Source organism: Actinoplanes sp. NPDC026623 (assembly GCF_040638275.1).
Lineage (GTDB): Bacteria > Actinomycetota > Actinomycetes > Mycobacteriales > Micromonosporaceae > Actinoplanes.
Genome location: NZ_JBEZXZ010000405.1, coordinates 1 through 2517, shown reverse-complemented (window position 1 = coordinate 2517; position 2517 = coordinate 1). Strand labels below are relative to the sequence as shown.

Below are 2517 nucleotides of genomic sequence, written 5' to 3'. Positions count from 1 at the left end.
CGGCGGTCGGCGTTCCCGCGACACCCCGGCCATACTGGACGACGAACGACGCCACAGGAGCGGCGACGACCTCGACACCCCGGCCGTGCTGGCCCTGGTCGACGCCTGGTCGGAGTCGGCGCTCGCCGCGGTCGGCGACGACGCGCAGGCGCCGGCGCTGATGGCGCAGACGGTCGACGCGTTGCTGGGCATCCGCCTCTAGGGCACTCCGCGACGACGGCGCCCGGGCGCCCGGTGCGGCAGGGCGTCAGGCAACGTCGCGCAGGTGCTTCATCGGCCGGTGTCGCGCCGCACCGGATCAGGCGAGGGTGAGGCCGGGGTCCGGGTCCGGCTCGGGCACCGGGGCCGGGATCCGGTAGTCCTCGGTCAGCGTCGTCATCGGCCCCGGCCACGTCGCCTGGGCCACCTCGATCGGCTTGCGGGTCTCGTCGAACGCCACGTGCAGCAGGTGCAGCACCGGGGTGTCCGGCCGGATCTGCAGGATCTCGGCCTCCTCGCGGCTCGGCTGCCGCGCGCTGATCGTGTCGGTCGCCGACGCGTACCGCCGCCCGATGGCCTCCTCGGCCTCCTGGTACAGGGGCCGGCCGAACGCCTCGACCCGTTCGAGGGAGGTCCCGGTCGCGTCCGTCACCCGGAACCAGGAGGCGCCGACCTCCACCGTGGCGTCGTCGGCGCGCACGACGTGGCGGCGTACCAGCATCTCGGTGCCGTCGCGGACGCCGAACGCGTCCGCGACCTCGGACGGCGCGGCCTCGCGGGCGACGCCGGCCAGTTGCTGGCGGTAGCGGGCGGCCAGGTCCGCGTGGTAGCCGCGGTGGGCGCCGTAGCGGCCGCGGGAGAGCCGGTTGAGCCGGCGCCGGGTGCCGCGCACGTAGGTGCCCGAGCCCGGCTTGGTGATCAGGACTCCCTCGACCCGCAGCTGGTCGACGGTGCGTTGCACGGTCTGCTTCGCGACGCCGAACATCTCGGCCATCGCGGGGATCGAGGGGAGCCGTTCCCCGGGGTTCCAGTCGCCGCGGCGGATCCGCTCGCGCAGCTGCGCGGCGATCTGACGGTGCGGGAACTCGGCGGCACCGGGGTTGATCGTCATCGACGTACCTCCAGACCCAGGTTCCTAGGATGACTCACGCGGCGTGCGCGGTGCGACAGCGACACGCCGAAACTCGGTCGACCGCCCCGGGGCGGGTGGTTGATCATCGTGGACATGCTGAGTCCCGAGATCCTCGAGTACTACGAGCGGGGCGGCGAACGCGATCGGCTCAGCGCCGGCACCGGCCGCCTGGAGTTCCTGCGCACCTGGGACGTGCTGACCCGCACGCTGCCGCCGGCGCCCGCCGAGATCCTCGACGTGGGCGGCGCCACCGGGGTCTACGCGCGCCCGCTCGCCGAGGCGGGTCACACCGTACGGGTGATCGACCCGGTCCCGTCGCACGTCGCCGCGGCCGCCGCGCTGAAGGGCGTGACCGCGGTCCTGGGCGACGCCCGCGACCTGCCCGAACCGGACGCCGGCGCCGACGCCGTGCTGTTGTTCGGCCCGCTCTACCACCTGGCCGACCGCGTCGACCGGGTCGCGGCCTGGCGCGAGGCAGCCCGCGTCGTACGCCCGGGCGGGGTGGTCGTGGGCGCGGTGATCAGCAGGTTCGCCTCGCTCTTCGACGGTGTCGTGAGGGGCTACTACGCCCATCCGGAGTTCGTGTCGATCGTGGAGCGGGCGGTGGACGACGGCGTGCACCGCAACGGCGGCGCGGAGTCACGCTGGTTCACCAGCGCGTACTTCCACCGCCCGGAGGAGCCGGCGGCCGAGGCCGTCGAGGCCGGCCTCACCGGGGTGCGCACGGTGGCCGTCGAGGGCCCGCTCTGGATGACGGGTCCGCGGCTGACGGAGTTCCTCGCCGACCCCCACCTGACCCGGGTCATGCTCGACATGCTGCGCCGGGTCGAGGACGAGCCGAGCATCCTCGGTGCGAGCAGCCACCTGCTGACGATCGCCCGGCGGCCCGCGGCGTAGGGGGTGTCCCGCCATGATCGGCAGGACACCCCTACGCTGTCGGGACACCTGAGCGAGAGGAGCCCCCGGCGTGGAGGCACTGCGGTTGATCCTGAGATACGCGCACCTGATCGGCTTCGCGCTGCTGCTCGGTGGCGCGATCGCGCAGTTCGTCTCGGGCAAGTTGCGGATCAACCCGGCGATGCTGTGGGGCGCGATCATCCAGGTCCTCACCGGCCTGGCGCTGTCGGCACCGCTGCGCGGCGGCGGCGACGCCGAACCGGACCCGATCAAGCTGGGCGTCAAGCTCGTGATCGCCATCATGATCTTCGTGATGGTGTTCGTGCCCCGCAAGCGCGACCAGGTCAACCGCGGGCACTTCATCGGCATCATCGCGCTGACGCTGATCAACGCGGCGGTCGCCACCTTCTGGCACTAGTACGGCAGCCGCCGTTCGTGAGGTGACCTCGGATCCCGCAGGAATTGGGACGGCCACCGCATGATCGTCTGTGCGTTGTGGACACAACATC

At 72.7% G+C, this 2517-nt stretch carries 3 protein-coding genes and 1 pseudogene; 3 read left to right on the top strand and 1 reads right to left on the bottom strand.

Annotation, left to right across the window (positions count from 1 at the left end; all coding sequences use genetic code 11):
* Positions 1–202, top strand: a pseudogene (locus tag AB0F10_RS45260) (cysteine--1-D-myo-inosityl 2-amino-2-deoxy-alpha-D-glucopyranoside ligase); the annotation flags it as partial.
* A gap of 96 nt (positions 203–298) precedes the next feature.
* Here AB0F10_RS45260 and AB0F10_RS45255 read toward each other — a convergent pair.
* On the bottom strand, positions 299–1090 hold the full coding sequence (locus AB0F10_RS45255) for a GntR family transcriptional regulator (RefSeq protein WP_360640756.1): 792 nt from the start codon (positions 1088–1090) through the stop codon (positions 299–301).
* Positions 1091–1204: 114 nt separating this feature from the next.
* Between AB0F10_RS45255 and AB0F10_RS45250 the strand changes: the two genes are divergently transcribed.
* The gene (locus AB0F10_RS45250; RefSeq protein ID WP_360640754.1) at positions 1205–2008 is read left to right on the top strand and encodes a class I SAM-dependent methyltransferase; all 804 of its coding nucleotides are present in this window, start codon (positions 1205–1207) and stop codon (positions 2006–2008) included.
* Between the two features lie 70 nt (positions 2009–2078).
* On the top strand, positions 2079–2426 hold the full coding sequence (locus tag AB0F10_RS45245) for a hypothetical protein (RefSeq protein WP_360640752.1): 348 nt from the start codon (positions 2079–2081) through the stop codon (positions 2424–2426).
* The last annotated feature ends 91 nt before the right edge of the window (positions 2427–2517 follow it).

Bases quoted from the DNA above. Each gene is read 5' to 3' on its own strand.
- AB0F10_RS45250 (WP_360640754.1), top strand. From the start codon at position 1,205: ATGCTGAGTCCCGAGATCCTCGAGTACTACGAGCGGGGCGGCGAACGC.
- AB0F10_RS45255 (WP_360640756.1), bottom strand. From the start codon at position 1,090: ATGACGATCAACCCCGGTGCCGCCGAGTTCCCGCACCGTCAGATCGCC.